This window comes from Arcobacter aquimarinus (genome assembly GCF_013177635.1).
In the GTDB taxonomy this organism is placed as follows: domain Bacteria; phylum Campylobacterota; class Campylobacteria; order Campylobacterales; family Arcobacteraceae; genus Aliarcobacter; species Aliarcobacter aquimarinus.
In genome coordinates this window covers 1,895,139-1,909,347 of record NZ_CP030944.1, presented here as the reverse complement: position 1 = coordinate 1,909,347, position 14,209 = coordinate 1,895,139, and the positions used below count along the sequence as shown (strand labels likewise).

Annotated in this window: 14 protein-coding genes and 1 tRNA gene; 8 read left to right on the top strand and 7 right to left on the bottom strand. The window is 25.8% G+C overall.

Annotation, left to right across the window (positions count from 1 at the left end):
- Positions 1 to 2: 2 nt before the first annotated feature.
- The 3 genes from AAQM_RS09610 to AAQM_RS09600 form a co-directional block, all read right to left on the bottom strand.
- Entirely contained in the window at positions 3 to 1,238 is a 1,236-nt protein-coding gene (locus tag AAQM_RS09610; RefSeq protein WP_129095868.1) for a glutamate-5-semialdehyde dehydrogenase, read from the bottom strand.
- A gap of 17 nt (positions 1,239 to 1,255) precedes the next feature.
- Positions 1,256 to 1,561 (bottom strand): hypothetical protein, encoded by a 306-nt coding sequence (locus AAQM_RS09605; protein ID WP_129095869.1) that lies wholly within the window; start codon positions 1,559 to 1,561, stop codon positions 1,256 to 1,258.
- Positions 1,562 to 1,626: 65 nt separating this feature from the next.
- On the bottom strand, positions 1,627 to 1,845 hold the full coding sequence (locus tag AAQM_RS09600; protein ID WP_129095870.1) for an XRE family transcriptional regulator: 219 nt from the start codon (positions 1,843 to 1,845) through the stop codon (positions 1,627 to 1,629).
- Between the two features lie 362 nt (positions 1,846 to 2,207).
- On the opposite strand from AAQM_RS09600, the gene AAQM_RS09595 reads away from it, so the two are divergent.
- Together AAQM_RS09595 and AAQM_RS09590 are read left to right on the top strand one after the other, a co-directional pair.
- A complete protein-coding gene (locus AAQM_RS09595) occupies positions 2,208 to 2,522 on the top strand; it encodes a hypothetical protein (protein WP_129095871.1) in 315 nt (104 codons plus the stop codon).
- 9 nt (positions 2,523 to 2,531) lie between these two features.
- Positions 2,532 to 2,939 carry a hypothetical protein gene (locus AAQM_RS09590; RefSeq protein ID WP_129095872.1) on the top strand — a complete coding sequence of 136 codons (408 nt, stop codon included), beginning with the start codon at positions 2,532 to 2,534 and terminating at the stop codon, positions 2,937 to 2,939.
- 5 nt (positions 2,940 to 2,944) lie between these two features.
- Here the strand turns inward: AAQM_RS09590 and AAQM_RS09585 are convergent, their stop codons facing one another.
- The 3 genes from AAQM_RS09585 to AAQM_RS09575 all read right to left on the bottom strand — a co-directional run bounded on the left by AAQM_RS09585 (position 2,945) and on the right by AAQM_RS09575 (position 5,374).
- Positions 2,945 to 4,843 (bottom strand): mechanosensitive ion channel family protein, encoded by a 1,899-nt coding sequence (locus AAQM_RS09585; protein WP_129095873.1) that lies wholly within the window; start codon positions 4,841 to 4,843, stop codon positions 2,945 to 2,947.
- Positions 4,844 to 4,915: 72 nt separating this feature from the next.
- Positions 4,916 to 4,999, bottom strand: a tRNA-Leu gene (locus AAQM_RS09580).
- 69 nt (positions 5,000 to 5,068) lie between these two features.
- A complete protein-coding gene (locus AAQM_RS09575) occupies positions 5,069 to 5,374 on the bottom strand; it encodes a F0F1 ATP synthase subunit C (RefSeq protein WP_128987077.1) in 306 nt (101 codons plus the stop codon).
- Positions 5,375 to 5,550: 176 nt separating this feature from the next.
- On the opposite strand from AAQM_RS09575, the gene AAQM_RS09570 reads away from it, so the two are divergent.
- Entirely contained in the window at positions 5,551 to 7,632 is a 2,082-nt protein-coding gene (locus AAQM_RS09570; RefSeq protein ID WP_129095874.1) for a hypothetical protein, read from the top strand.
- On the opposite strand, the gene AAQM_RS09565 is transcribed toward AAQM_RS09570, so the two are convergent.
- Complete coding sequence (locus AAQM_RS09565) at positions 7,621 to 8,319, bottom strand: rhodanese-like domain-containing protein (RefSeq protein ID WP_164967069.1); 699 nt, start codon at positions 8,317 to 8,319, stop codon at positions 7,621 to 7,623. The two genes, AAQM_RS09570 and AAQM_RS09565, sit on opposite strands and share 12 nt — an antisense overlap.
- Before the next feature lie 167 nt (positions 8,320 to 8,486).
- On the opposite strand from AAQM_RS09565, the gene AAQM_RS09560 reads away from it, so the two are divergent.
- Genes AAQM_RS09560 through AAQM_RS09540 form a run of 5 tightly spaced genes read left to right on the top strand, consistent with a single transcriptional unit; the run spans position 8,487 to position 14,190 of the window.
- A complete protein-coding gene (locus tag AAQM_RS09560) occupies positions 8,487 to 9,836 on the top strand; it encodes an imelysin family protein (RefSeq protein WP_171920707.1) in 1,350 nt (449 codons plus the stop codon).
- A 10-nt stretch (positions 9,837 to 9,846) separates the two neighbouring features.
- Positions 9,847 to 11,205, top strand: coding sequence for a di-heme oxidoreductase family protein (locus tag AAQM_RS09555; protein ID WP_228722693.1), 1,359 nt, complete (start codon positions 9,847 to 9,849; stop codon positions 11,203 to 11,205).
- Positions 11,205 to 12,152 carry an imelysin family protein gene (locus AAQM_RS09550; protein WP_129095878.1) on the top strand — a complete coding sequence of 316 codons (948 nt, stop codon included), beginning with the start codon at positions 11,205 to 11,207 and terminating at the stop codon, positions 12,150 to 12,152. Before AAQM_RS09555 ends, AAQM_RS09550 begins: the two co-directional genes overlap by 1 nt.
- A gap of 3 nt (positions 12,153 to 12,155) precedes the next feature.
- Positions 12,156 to 13,112 carry a sterol desaturase family protein gene (locus tag AAQM_RS09545; protein WP_129095879.1) on the top strand — a complete coding sequence of 319 codons (957 nt, stop codon included), beginning with the start codon at positions 12,156 to 12,158 and terminating at the stop codon, positions 13,110 to 13,112.
- The gene (locus AAQM_RS09540; RefSeq protein WP_129095880.1) at positions 13,063 to 14,190 is read left to right on the top strand and encodes a cytochrome-c peroxidase; all 1,128 of its coding nucleotides are present in this window, start codon (positions 13,063 to 13,065) and stop codon (positions 14,188 to 14,190) included. The genes AAQM_RS09545 and AAQM_RS09540 overlap by 50 nt, the downstream gene beginning before the upstream one ends.
- The last annotated feature ends 19 nt before the right edge of the window (positions 14,191 to 14,209 follow it).

Genomic DNA, 14,209 nt, shown 5'->3' with positions numbered 1-14,209 from the left:
TCCTAATTTCTTATTTGACCAGAGCCATAAATTTTATATTTAAATGTCGTTAAATCATTGATTCCCATAGGTCCTCTTGAATGAAGTTTATTTGTTGATATACCAACTTCTGCTCCTAATCCAAAAGCTCCCCCATCTGTAAATCTTGTACTTGCATTTGCATAAACACAAGCTGCATCAACTTCATTTAAAAATTTATTTACAGTTGAATAATTTTCACTTAAAATTGATTCAGAGTGTCCAGAACCATATTTTTGAATATGAGAAATTGCTTCATCACAATTTTTTACAATTTTGATATTTAAAATATTCGCTAAATATTCCGTATCATAATCTTCATTTGTTGCTGGAATTGCTTTTATTAGCTTTAATGTTTCAGGACAAGCTTTTATTATAGTTCCTTGTTCACTGAATGCATCTTCTAACCCATGTAAAATATAAGGTGCTATTTGTTCATGAATTAGCAAAGTTTCCATTGCATTACAAACACCAGGTCTTTGGCATTTTGCATTTATTACAATATCTATTATTTTTGATGGAGCAGCATCCTTATCAACATAAATATGACAAAGTCCTTTATCATGCTTAATAACAGGAATTGATGAATTCTCACTCACAAATTTAATAAGTGCTTCTCCTCCACGTGGTACTATTAAATCTACATACTTATCCTGTTTTATAAGTTTAGCTACACCTTCTCTTGTAGAATCAGGTAACAATGAAATAGCTTGTTCTGGAAGTTTGTTTTTTGCTAGTACTTCTCTTAAAACAATAGCAATTGCTTTATTTGAGTGTTCAGCTTCTTTTCCACCTTTTAAAACACATACATTTCCACTTTTAAAACAAAGTGCAGCTGTATCGCTTGTAACATTTGGACGACTTTCATAAATAATTCCAATTACTCCAATTGGAATAGAAACTTTTTGAATATTTAATCCATCTTTTGTAACCCAACCATCAAGTATTCTTCCTACAGGTTCTGTTTGAGATGCGATTTGTTTTATAGCATCACTCATTGCTTTTATTCGATCACCAGTAAGAAGTAATCTATCAAGTAATGCTTCATCTAAATTGTTTAATTTAGCATTACTCATATCTTTTTCATTATGAGATATTATAAAATCACAATGATTCAATAAAGCATCAGCCATTTCATTTAAAACTTTATTTTTTATAGCAGTGCTTAGATTTGCAATAGTTCGGCTAGATTTTTTAGCTTCTTCTAAAAATGCTTGCATAATTAAATTCCTATATTTTAAGATTTATTTTTGTTGTTTGGTATGTATTTGAAGAAAATATATAAAACTACTAACATAACAATTACAGTTAAAATTCCTACAAAACTAATTTCTACTTCAGGACCAACACCTCTTTGATAATTTTTAGGAACAAATAAAATCATCGAAGATAAAAGCATAAATGATGAAGTTATAACTGCAATTAAATGGGCAAAAAGTTTATGAAACTTAGTCATATAAAAATCTTTTACCATTTTCCAAGTTAAAATTGAAGCTGTTAGTACAATCAAAAGTACTATGATTTTTTCTATTTGTGGTTCCAATAATCATCCTTTAGTAAATTTATAATTTTTATGTAGTATAGCTAATTAAGGCTTTGTTATAGGCTTTATTTACAAACACCACTCTCTTTTAACATCTCTTTCATTTGTTTACATTTGTTGTTATCTATGTACAAATTTAACCACGATTCAACCCAATAGGGAATATTTCTTCCATTATTTCCCCAAGAATTTACACTTTGATATTTTAATCCCAAATATTCAGAAAAAGTGCGTTTATTGAAATTAGCTTTTTTTAATAATAATTTGAAATTTTCCTTATCCATTTTGCTCCTAAAAATAAATATGCAATAGTATATCATAAATTATAAAAAAATATATAAATATATATTATTTTTAAGGATGATGTAATTTGAAATAAAGTAGAATGTACTCACGAAAATACTAGGATTCAAAATGAGAATAAAAGCATTTTTAACAAGTGGAAGATTTAAAATCATTAAGGTATTTAAATTTGATGAAATGAAAGCAATTGCAGCAGCTTATCCTCGTTGGGAATATGTAATCTAAGTTGTTTTCTGTAAAAATAATGGCTTTAAGCCATTATTTCCTCTTTCTTAATAACTAATCTTTTAAAAATTTATTAATCATTAAATGTTACAATAGTTAAAATTTAATTGGAAAAAATATGGGAATAAAAGATAAATTCAAAGAAAATTCAAGCAAAATATTAAATATTGCTAGTGAAAATGCTACTAAAGCTTTTGATTATCCAAAAATAAAAAGTCAACAAATAAAAGATGCTATAAATACAAAAGTAAGAGAAAAAGCAGTTCTTGCTACAAAAGCAAGGTTAGTGGAAAATCATAAAACTTTTGATGATTATAGTGATGAAGAACTTGAAATTATTATTGCTGATGAAGAGAGAAAAATTGTTGATGATTTAAAGACTAAGTCTTTAGTTGTTGCTCTAGCTGCACTTGGTTTAAACTTTTTTGTGTAGGATATAAAAATGTTTAAACAAGTGAAATCTGCAATCTTTTGGTACTATTTATTTAAATTCAGAAAAAGAGTTATTTCTATCGTATTATTAATGGTAATTGCCCTTTTTGCTGGAGTAATTTATGGTGATGTGGTTCAATATCTAAAACTAACTAATAAACTTCAATATTTAGAAATTGCTATTATTTCAAAATGGCTTATTATTATTTTTAATATAGTTTTTTCGGTATATCTTTTTTTAACAATGTTTAAAAAAGATGAATTTGTAGAAGAAAAGAAAAATGATAAGATTTTTAAAAAAAGTAAAGAAAAAGTTTTAGATGAAGAAAAAAAAGAGGAAAAATTTACTCAAAGAGAAAAAGAGTTTTTATATAAAAAAAAGATTCGTTCAAAAGCTGATTTATTAGTGGATAGATAGAAAATTTAAATCTCTTCTATCTCTTTTTTCATCTCATTCTCTTTTTTTAGAAAAATAGTTTGTGCAGGATATGCAAATTCACAATTATTTTTTTCTACAAGTTTTGATATTTCTACAATCACTTCTTCTTTTGTAATAAGCCAATCTTCCCAATTTGGACTTTTTGAAAAACAATAAACTAAGATATCTATAGATGAACTTGAATATTCATCAATAAATACCAATAATGTATTTTTTATACCCTCTAAATCTTCTCTTTTAATAGCTTCAAATGCTCTTGTTCTAGAAATATTTATATTTTGATTAGTTGCGATTTTTGGGTGGTTTGATAACATATCATAAATATCTCTTTTTAGATTTAAAATATCTTCCATTTTACTTTCATAAGTAATAGAAATATTCATTTTAATTCTTCTTCCAATTATTCTTTTTGACCAGTTTAAAATATGAGCATTTGCAATTTGAGAATTAGGAACAGTAATCATAGCATTATCAAAAGTTCTAATTCTTGTAGTTCTCATTCTAATATCAACAACAGTTCCTTCAAAATCACTTGTTTTTATCCAGTCACCTTGTGAAAAAGAGTTATCTGTCATAATATTTAAAGAAGCAAAAAAGTTTGCAAGAGTATCTTTCGCTGCAAGTGCTATTGCAATACCTCCAACTCCCAAAGAAGCTAAAATAGCTTTTACATCTAAACCTAATTGTGTAAATAAAAATAAAATAACAAGAATAATAAGTACAACTTTGATGATTTTGAGTATAAAAACAATCATCTCTTTTCTTACATTTTGATATTTTTCTAATAAATTCTGTGCATAAATATTAATGGCAATATTTAAAATCGCATAAACAGCCCAAGTTAAAAGGGCGATATAAATAGTATTTATCCAAGGCATAATTGCATTTATAAAATTTTGGTCTTTTACAATAATAAATATTGAAAGTTGTATCGAGAAAAGATATAAACTATAAATTAAAGGAGAATTTATAGCCTCTTTTAAATTAAATAGTATACTTTCTTCTTCTCTTGTATTTTTATTTTGTATAAATATTTTTGATATAAAACTTGTAATAATTACTATTAAATATCTATTCAATAATCTAAAAAATATTATTATCATAAGTACAACAAAAAGCTCACCTATTGAAAAATTTAGATGATAAGATGTCAGTGAAGATACGAAAGAAATACCTTTTAAGGAATCAATTTTATTGATTATGTATTTTAAATTAAATTCATCTATAAAAAAATTTGATGCTCTAAATTTTTTTATATTTGAGTATAAATATTGAAGAATAAATAGTTGAGTATGTTTTTGATTATAAATTTCTATATAATTATCTATAAATTCCATAGAAATCTTATTGTTTACATTTTTTATCTCAGATTCATAAAGTGCTGTATAATCATCTATTTTAAAATCTTCTAATGATTTAATATTTCTTTGCAGTAAATCTTCAAAGAATTTTTTATCTTTAAACTCTTGTTTTCCAATAATTATACTTTTTAAATTCTGCTCGTATTCTATTTTGTGCTTTAAATAAAAGATTTTTAATTCATCTCTGGCAATAGCTAGAGAGTTCTTTTGAATTTTATTTGCATTTATTCTATTTGTTAAAAAATTTATATCATTCTCATATTGTTCTTTATTTGCTAAAGTTATTAAGTATGATTCATTATTTATATTATTTATAACTTCTTCAACTAATCTATTTTGTTTATCTATTTGTTCTTCTATAGATTGACTTAACTCTTGAGTATTTGATTGTTCAATGGGCGTTGCCGTATTTGAAGAGACTTCTTTAGACATAAGTTTTATAGGGCTTGTTACTATTTCTTGAGAGTATATTATATTTTGTAGTAAAAAAATAATTAATAATGGTTTGAATATTTTAAACATAAAAGTCCTTGGTTTTTTTGATTATATTGTTTTTATAGTTAGTTTAAGTTGATAAAAAATAGAACTTTGAAATGGTGCGGATAACTGGATTTGAACCAGCACGAGTCTCCTCATGAGCACCTCAAGCCCACGTGTCTACCATTCCACCATATCCGCATAATTAAAAAAGGTCAAGAAGAAAACTTCTTGACCTTAGATGAGTTATTAAATCTGTAGATTTAAAAATTACCCTAAAAATGGATTTGCATATAATGCAATTAAAGCAATAACAAGTGTATAAATAACTTGTGCTTCAACAAGTGCGATAGCAATGAACATTGTAGTCATTAACTTTCCACCTAAACCTGGGTTTCTAGCAGTACCAGCAATAGTTGCAGCAGCAGTATTACCCATACCAATAGCACCACCAAGTGCAGCAAGACCTAATCCAATTCCAGCAGCTACTACAGAGTAAGCTTTAATCATTGAATCACCATCGTTAGCGAAAGCGAAACCAGCAAATGCTAGCATTAAAAGAACGATTTTTTTCATTCTAAAATCCTTATAAAAATATTGTATTCAAAGTCTGTTCGGCTTGCGTATCCCTACTTGACACTTTGATAGGCGAGATTATAAATAAATCAAGCTAAAAAATAGCTAAAAGAATATAATTAAATCTTTTATCTACAATTTGTTATAATAATTTAAATTACGAAAAAGGATGAGTTATGAAGAAAATATTTATTTCTTTATTGATATTAATTTTACTTATTTTATCTATTATTTATAGTTTAGCATTTACAAAGTATGGTAATGGAATTATCTCATCTTATTTGGAAAATAAAGTCAACGAAGGGCAAGAAAAAGTAAAATTAAAAATAAATAATTTTAGATTAACTTTTAATAGATTAGATTTTAATGCTGTAATAAATGATGATTCTTATATGAATGTATCAGGTGATTTAGCAATTTTAAAAAAAAGTGTTAATTTAGTTTATGATATCAAGATAAATGATTTATCGACTTTGAAAAATTTAACAAATCAAGAGTTTAAAGGAGCTCTTTTCACAAATGGTATTTTAAAAGGGGATTCAAAAGAAGCAGTAGTTCATGGTTTTTCAAATATTGCAAATAGTGAAACTAAATATTATGTAAATTTAATAGATTTTAAACCAAATAATATTCAATTGGATTTAAAAAATGCAAAAATAGAAGAGTTATTAAATTTATTAAATAAACCTATTTATACAAAAGGTTTTTTAACTATAAATGCAAATATAAGAAATATTGATATTGATAATTTAGATGGATTATTAACAGCAAGTATTACAAAAGGATTATTGGATAACGAAGTTATAAATAAAGAGTTTGAACAAAAAATAAGTTCTTCTGTAAGTTTTAAAGCAAATATTAATGCCTCTTTATTGGGGAATAAAGTAGAAATTAAATCAGAACTTATAAGTTCATTGTTTGATTTATTCATGGAAAAAACTTCAATAGATTTAAAAAATAAAAATATAGATACAGATTATAAAGTTGATATTAAAAATTTAAATAGATTAGAAGGAATTATTGGAAAGAAATTAAATGGAGAATTTTCTACAAATGGTAGAGTTGAATTTAAAGATTCTATTCTTTTTGTAGATGGAAAATCAAATATTATAGATAGTAATACTTCATATAAATTTGAAATCAACGATAAAATAGCTAAAAATATAAGTTTTGAAGTAGAGAATACAAAAGTTGAAAAACTTTTAAATATGCTAAATGAACCTATTTATGTTACAGGGGATTTAAGTGTAAAAGGTGACATAAAAAATAGTGAAACTAATAATTTAGATGGAAGCGTTAAATCAAAGATTAGTAATGCAAAAATAATAAATGAAGTTGTAAATGCTGTATTTAGTCAAGAATTAAAAGATGTAATAACATTTGATTTGGAATCAAATACTTCTTTAATTTCTAATCAAATAGTTTCTCAAATTGATTTCTTCTCAAATATTGCAGAAATGAAAATTCAAAATGGTATTTATAATTTAAATGATAGCACTTTTAATAGTGATTATTTTGTAGATATTGAATCTTTAGAAAAAATAAAAGATTTTACTAAAGTAAAATTAAGAGGTGAAGCAAAAATTTTAGGAAAAATTCATAAAAATGAAAGTGAACTTTTTGTAGATGGAAAATCAGATATTTTAGGAGGAGACTTCAATTTTAATTTACAAAATAGTGAATTAAAAGCAAAATTAATTAATGCTAGTATCAAAGATCTATCTTATATGTTGATACAACCAGAATTTTTTAATTCTAAGGCAGATTTTAATTTAGATTATGATTTATTATCAAAAAAAGGGAATCTTGTAGGTACTCTTTTAAATGGACATTTTTTACCGAGTGAATTTTCAAAAATAATAAATCAATTAGCAAAATTTGATTTAACAAAAGAACTTTATGAAAGTGTGCAAATAAACAGTAATATAGATGATAAACAATTAATATCAAATTTGATTATGAAAAGTAAAAATACTCAAATTAATATAAAAGATTCTTTTTTAGATTTTGAAAAAAATATAATTGATACAAAACTTGATACACAAATTAAAAATAGTAATTTTTCTATTAAATTAGAAGGGGAAATGAATAAACCAAAAATATCTTTAGATGTTAAGGATTTATTAAAACAAGAGATTGATAAAAAATTGGAAAAAAATAGAGATAAAATAAATGAAAAATTAGATGAAGTTTTAGGGAATAAATTAGAAGATGAAAAAGCTAAAGAGCTTATAAAAAATTTAAAATCAATTTTTTAGCTCTTTTGTAACTGTCATTGATAAAGCAGTCCATTCAGCCATTCCACCTCTGTACCACATAATTTTTTCAGCTGGATAACCAATACTAACTAAGTATTCAATAGCTTTTGTTGAAATAGGGCACCATGAACCATTGCAAAAAGAGATTATAGTTTTTGCATTTGAAAAATCATAGATATTTTTTTCGAAATCAATAATTTTTGCATTTAAGTTTTCATAAGCTTTAAAAAACTCTTCTTTAAAATCTTCATCATATCTTAAATCTTCATAAGGAATATTTATAGCACTAGGAATTGTTGCTTGATTAAACCATGAAGATTTTCTTGAATCAACTAAAGCATAGTTTTGAGGTTCTTTTGAAGATTTATTTAAAATAAAGTTTAATACTTCAAGTTCTGAAACAGTTTTTATTTTATCATTAATGTATAAAGGTTGAATAATCCCTGTACTTGTAATAATAGTTTTTTTACATTTATTTGAAGTATTATTTCTAATATTTTGTTCAGTAAAATATTCAGGGCTTATTCCAATATTTATACAATCTTTTGCAATCTCTCGTTCTATTGTAAACTTTTCTTGTTGATTGTTTAAATAAGTATGAATAACTTCTATACCTTTATATTGTAAAGAGATATTTGAAGCAAAAAGAAAAGAAGCACTTAAAAATGGTAATAAGAGAGATTTCAAAAAATTCCTTTTATGTTTATTTGCAAGTAGTATAGATTTAATAACTTAAAAATATACTTAATAGGAGAATAAAATATGATAATAATTATCAATTTAAGAAAAAATCAAGTAAAAATTTGATTTAATTCATAAATGATAATTAATATTAAAATTAAGAAGGAATAATTATGAATTTAACAAAAAAAGTGTTGATTTCTTTATCTTTAGTAACAGCTGTGGCATTAAGTTCAAATGCTTCTACAAATAATGAAGTAAAAAAAATGGAAATTTCTCAAGCTAAATCTATTTTACAAGCGTATAGTGATATAGCATTAGCAAATTATAGTGATACTTTAAAAGATGCAAAAAATTTAAAAAAAGCTATAGATGCTTTTGCAAAAAATCCTACTCAAGCTAATTTTGATGCTTCAAAAAATGCTTGGTTACAATCAAGAGAATCTTATGGTCAAACAGAAATTTTTAGACTTGCAAATGGTCCAATTGATGCAGAAGAGGGTTGGATTGCTGAAGCTTATGGTGCTTTAGAGGGACAAATAAATGCTTGGCCACTTGATGAAAATATGATTGATTATACAATTGATGCAGAAGGAAAAACTACTTCTGGAAATATTATTGATACAGTTGGGAAATTTAATCCAGGTGGAGAAGAATCAAAAGAAGTTGATGTTACAAAAATTACAGTTGATGCACTTACAGATTTAAATGAAAATGGTGGAGAAGCAAATGTATCAACAGGTTATCATGCAATTGAATTTTTATTATGGGGACAAGATCAAGATTATTCAAACTTTATGACAGATGCTGTAACAAATGGTGCAATGACAGCAGGGCAAAGACCACTTTCTGATTTTACTACGGATAAAAATTCAAAAAGAAGATTAGCTTATTTACAAGCTTCAACTGATAAATTAGTTAATGATTTAGCTTTAATAACATCTGCTTGGGAGAAAAAAGTTGATGGAGAAAAAGGTTTATATCAAGCTGCTTTAAATGGAATTCTAAAAGGTGATAATGCTTCAAAAAATATTGAAACTACAGAAGCTTTAAAACAAATTATTGCTGGAATGGGTGTGTTTATTAAATCAGAACTTGCAAATGAAAGAATTGCAGTTGCAGTTTTAACTCCAAGTGAAGAAGATGAACACTCTTGTTTTTCTGATAATACACACAGGGATATAGAAGCTAACTATTTAGGTTTTAAAAATATTTTAACAGCTACTTATAATGGTAAAAAATATGGAAAATCTTTATTTGATGCAGTTGATAAAGAGACAAAAGATAGAATTGAAAAACTAATGGCTTCAATTGAAGCAAAAATTAAAAGTATTGATGAAGTTGCAAAAACAAAAGCTCATTTTGATTATCAAATTAGACCAGACAATGAACAATCAAAAGTTATCGTAAAACTTAAAAATGAGATGAGAAAACTAGGTGATGAAATGGTTAATGTTGCAGCTGCAAATGGAATTAGTTTAAGTACAGATGATGTTACAGACGCAGAAGAAACAAAAATATAATTTTTCACTTTTGAAAAAAATAATTTTAATAAAAAGCCTTGTAGTAATTTTTGCTACAGGGCTTTTTGCCTTTAGTAATAGTGATGAAATTTTATCAACAAATAAAAATAGTTCATTACTTTTAACTCCTATTTCAAATTTAAATGATGAAGAGTATGATAAGTTTATTTTAGGAAGAAGTTTTTTTACAGTTCCTTGGGTTGAAGCTCCCAGTGCAACAACAGCAAGGGATGGATTAGGACCACTTTTTAATGCAAATAGTTGTGTTTCATGTCATCCAAAAAATGGAAGGGGTACTTTAATCTCAAAAGATAATATAACTTCAAGAGCATTAGTTGCTAGATTATCAATCAAAGCAAATGATAGTTTAGAACATCAAGAGTTACTTAAATATCAAGGTTTTGTACCAGAACCTGTTTATGGAAATCAATTGGCAATAAATGGTACTTTAAATGTTGATTTTGAGGGAAATATAAAAATTGATTTTGAAGAAAAAGTGATTATTTTTCCCGATGGTGAAAAACAAATACTATTAAAACCAAAATATCAACTAACAAATTTAAATTATGGACCTATGCATAAAGATGTAAATATCTCTTATAGAATTGCACCAACGTTAAATGGTATGGGATTAATTGATTTAATATCAAATGAAGATATTTTAGCAAATGTAGATGAATCTGATTCAAATAATGATGGAATTTCAGGAAGAGCAAATTTTGTATATTCTACTTTGACTAAACAGATAGAATTAGGTAAATATACTTGGAAAGCAAGTGTTGTATTTTTAAAAGAACAAGTAGCAAGTGCTGCATCAAATGATATGGGATTAACAACTTCTCTTTTCCCAAATGAAAATTGTACTCAAGCTCAAAAAGAGTGTAATGAAGCTGTAAAACCAAGAGAAGCCATAGATTTACCCGATGAAAGACTTGATGCAATTACATATTATTTAAAAAATATAAAAGCTTATATTCCAAAAGATACAAAAGAGTATAATGAGGGCTTAGCTTTATTTGAAGCAATCTCATGTTCAAAGTGTCATATTCCAAGTTTTGATACAAAAAAAGGCTTTAAAATCGCACCTTTTTCTGATTTCTTATTACATGATATGGGAGAAGATTTAGCAGATGGAAGAGTTGAATTTATGGCATCTCAAAGTGAGTTTAGAACAGCACCTTTATGGGGATTGGCACTTCACGAAAAAATAAACAAAGAGAAACCTAGACTTTTACATGATGGAAGAGCTAGAAGTTTTCAAGAGGCTATTTTATGGCATGGTGGTGAAGCAAAAAGTAGTAAAGAAAACTATATGAATTTACCAAAAGAGAAAAGAGAGAAATTAATTAAATTTTTAGAGGAATTATAATGATGAAAAAGATTTTGTTTTTAGTTTTATTTTGTACAACATTTTTGTTTGCAGAAGATAGATTGTTTTTAAATATTTTGAAAAATGTATCTATTATCAATGTTCAAAATAGTATAGATAATGCAAAAGTTTTACAAAAAGAGTTGAATGAAGAGAATTTTACAAATTTCTTGAAATCTTGGAAAAAAGTAGAAGCTTTATATTTTGCTGGTGATTTAGATGAAGATTTTTTAGATACGCCAAGATATATAGATGTTTTTAATAATTTAAAAGAGGACTTAAGTTCTCAAATGAAAAGAGTAATTGAATCAAACGATGAGGTTAAAACAGCACTTTTTAAGAATTCTTATAAAACTATAAATGCTTTAGAGTATGTTTTATTTAATGATAAAGAAATTTCAAAAAGAGAAAAAGAGTTAAGTATAGTTATTTTAGATTCTATTATTTCGCATTTAGAAGATATTAATAGTGTTTATAAAGGCTATTTAGAAAAACCAAATAAAGATGAAAAATTTGAAACAGCTTTAGTTATAAATGGTTTGATTGCTAGTTCTTATAGATTAAAAGAGTGGAGAATTGGAAATGCAAGTGGAAATTCTGCAAAATTTAAAAACGATGCAAAAAATGATAGAGCAGAGTATTTTTTAAGTCAAAATTCTTTTGCTGCTATAGAAGCTATTTTAGAAGCGCATAATGAGATAGTTAAAAAACACAAATATTATGATTTTGCTTCTTATGCTTTGGATAAAGGAGCTGCAATTGAGCTTTTAGTGGTAATTGATAAGATAAATGAAATGCAAAATGAGTTAAAAACTCTTCCTAAAGATGACTTTACAAAAGCAAATAAATTATTTACTTTAGCAAATGAATTACATAATGCTTATTATGTTTCGTTAATACAACAGTTAAGTATAACAGGGAAAATTCTTGATGCAGATGGAGATTAATAATTGAATGAGTTGTTTGCATTTGAGTATTTAATAAACCCAAATAAGAGATTATTTTGGGTTTATATACTTAGTTCAATAATTTTAGCATTTATATATTTTTATATAAGTAAAAAAAATAGTAGAGTAATTACATCATCAAAATTATGGTTACATCCAAGTGCAAAATTGGATTATTACTACTTTTTTTTATCGTATTTTATAAATATATTTTTATTAATTCCTTATATTATTGGTGCAAAAACTATAGCTTTATATGTAAATAGATTTTTGTATGAGCAGTTTGATTATTATGAAAATAGTTTTTTTTCATATGGAACAATTATTTTACTTTATACAATATCAATTTTTGTAGTAAGCGATTTTACACGATATTGGCTTCATAGATTTTTACATACTATTCCATTTTTATGGGAGTTTCATAAAGTGCATCACAGTGCAAAAGTTTTAACACCAATTACTTTTTATAGAGTTCATCCAGTAGAAAATTTTTTATTCGGTTTGAGATACTCTTTAAGTATTGGTTTTGTAACAGGTGTTTTTATCTATTTTTTTGGTGCAAAAATAGATATTTATATGGTTTTAGGAGTAAATATATTTTTATTTATTTTTTCATTGTTTGGTTCTAATCTTAGACATTCTCATGTGCCTTTTTCATATGGAAGATATATTGAAAAATGGTTAATGTCTCCAAAACAGCACCAGATTCATCATGATAAAAAACATTTCAATAGGAATTATGGAGGATATATTTCTATTTGGGATAGATTATTTGGAACACTTTGTTTATCAAAAGATGTGAAAATTTTGAAATTTGGATTAAGAAAAGAGCAAATGAATGATTATGTTTCATTAAAAGATTTGATATTAAGACCATTTATTAATTTAGCAAAAAAAGGGAGAAATTATTTTGAGAAATTTAAAACTTTTAACACCAATATTATTAGCATTTTTAAGTAGTAGTTTAAATGCAAATGATATTTTAAAAGAGCAAGAGTTAGGGCAGATTCTATTTTTTGATAAAAATTTATCTAAAAATAGAACTCAAAGTTGTGCAACTTGTCACAATCCAAACACAGGATTTGTAGATGAAAGAGAAAATGGTGTTTCAAAAATGGCATCACTAGGAGATGATGAGAAGTCATTGGGAGATAGACAAGCTCCAACTGCATCTTATGCAAAATTTTCTCCTTCTTTTCATTTTGATGAGAAAAAACAAAAGTATATTGGAGGACAGTTTTGGGATGGAAGAGCAGCAACATTAGAAGAACAAGCTGGTGGACCTCCATTGAATCCAATAGAGATGGGGATGAAAGATAAAAAAGAAGTAGTAGAAAGATTAAAAGAAAATAGTTTATATATTGAAAGTTTTCAGAAAATATACGGAAAAGATATTTTTCAAAATGAAGAAGTAGCTTACGAGGCTATGACAAAAGCAATTGCATCTTTTGAAAGAAGTGATGAGTTCTCTCCTTTTGATTCAAAATATGATAGACATTTAAAGGGTGAATATGATTTGACTCCACTTGAGGATTTGGGAAAATCGATATTTTTCTCAAATAATAATAACTCTTGTGCAAAATGTCATGTTTTAAAAGGTGAAGATAAAAAAGGTGAAACTTTTACAAATTACGAATATCACAATATTGGAACTCCTGCAAATCATAGTTTAAGAGAAAAAAATGGTGTTAAAACAATTGACGAGGGACTTTTAGCAAATCCAAATGTAACAGATGAATCTCAAAAAGGAAAATATAAAGTTCCTACATTAAGAAATGTGGCAGTTACAGCTCCATATATGCATAATGGTGTATTTGCTGATTTAAAAACTGTAGTTGAATTTTATGATAAGTATAGTAATAAAGAAAGAACCATAAATCCAGAAACAAAAAAAGTTTGGGACGAACCAGAAGTAAAAGAGAATATCTCTCTTGAAGAGTTAAGAACAAAAGCTTTAAATGATAGAAAAGTTGAGGCTCTTGTAGCTTTTATGAAACTTTTAACAGATAAAAAATATGAGCATTTGCTAGAAAAATAAAATATTAAAGTTATGCAAA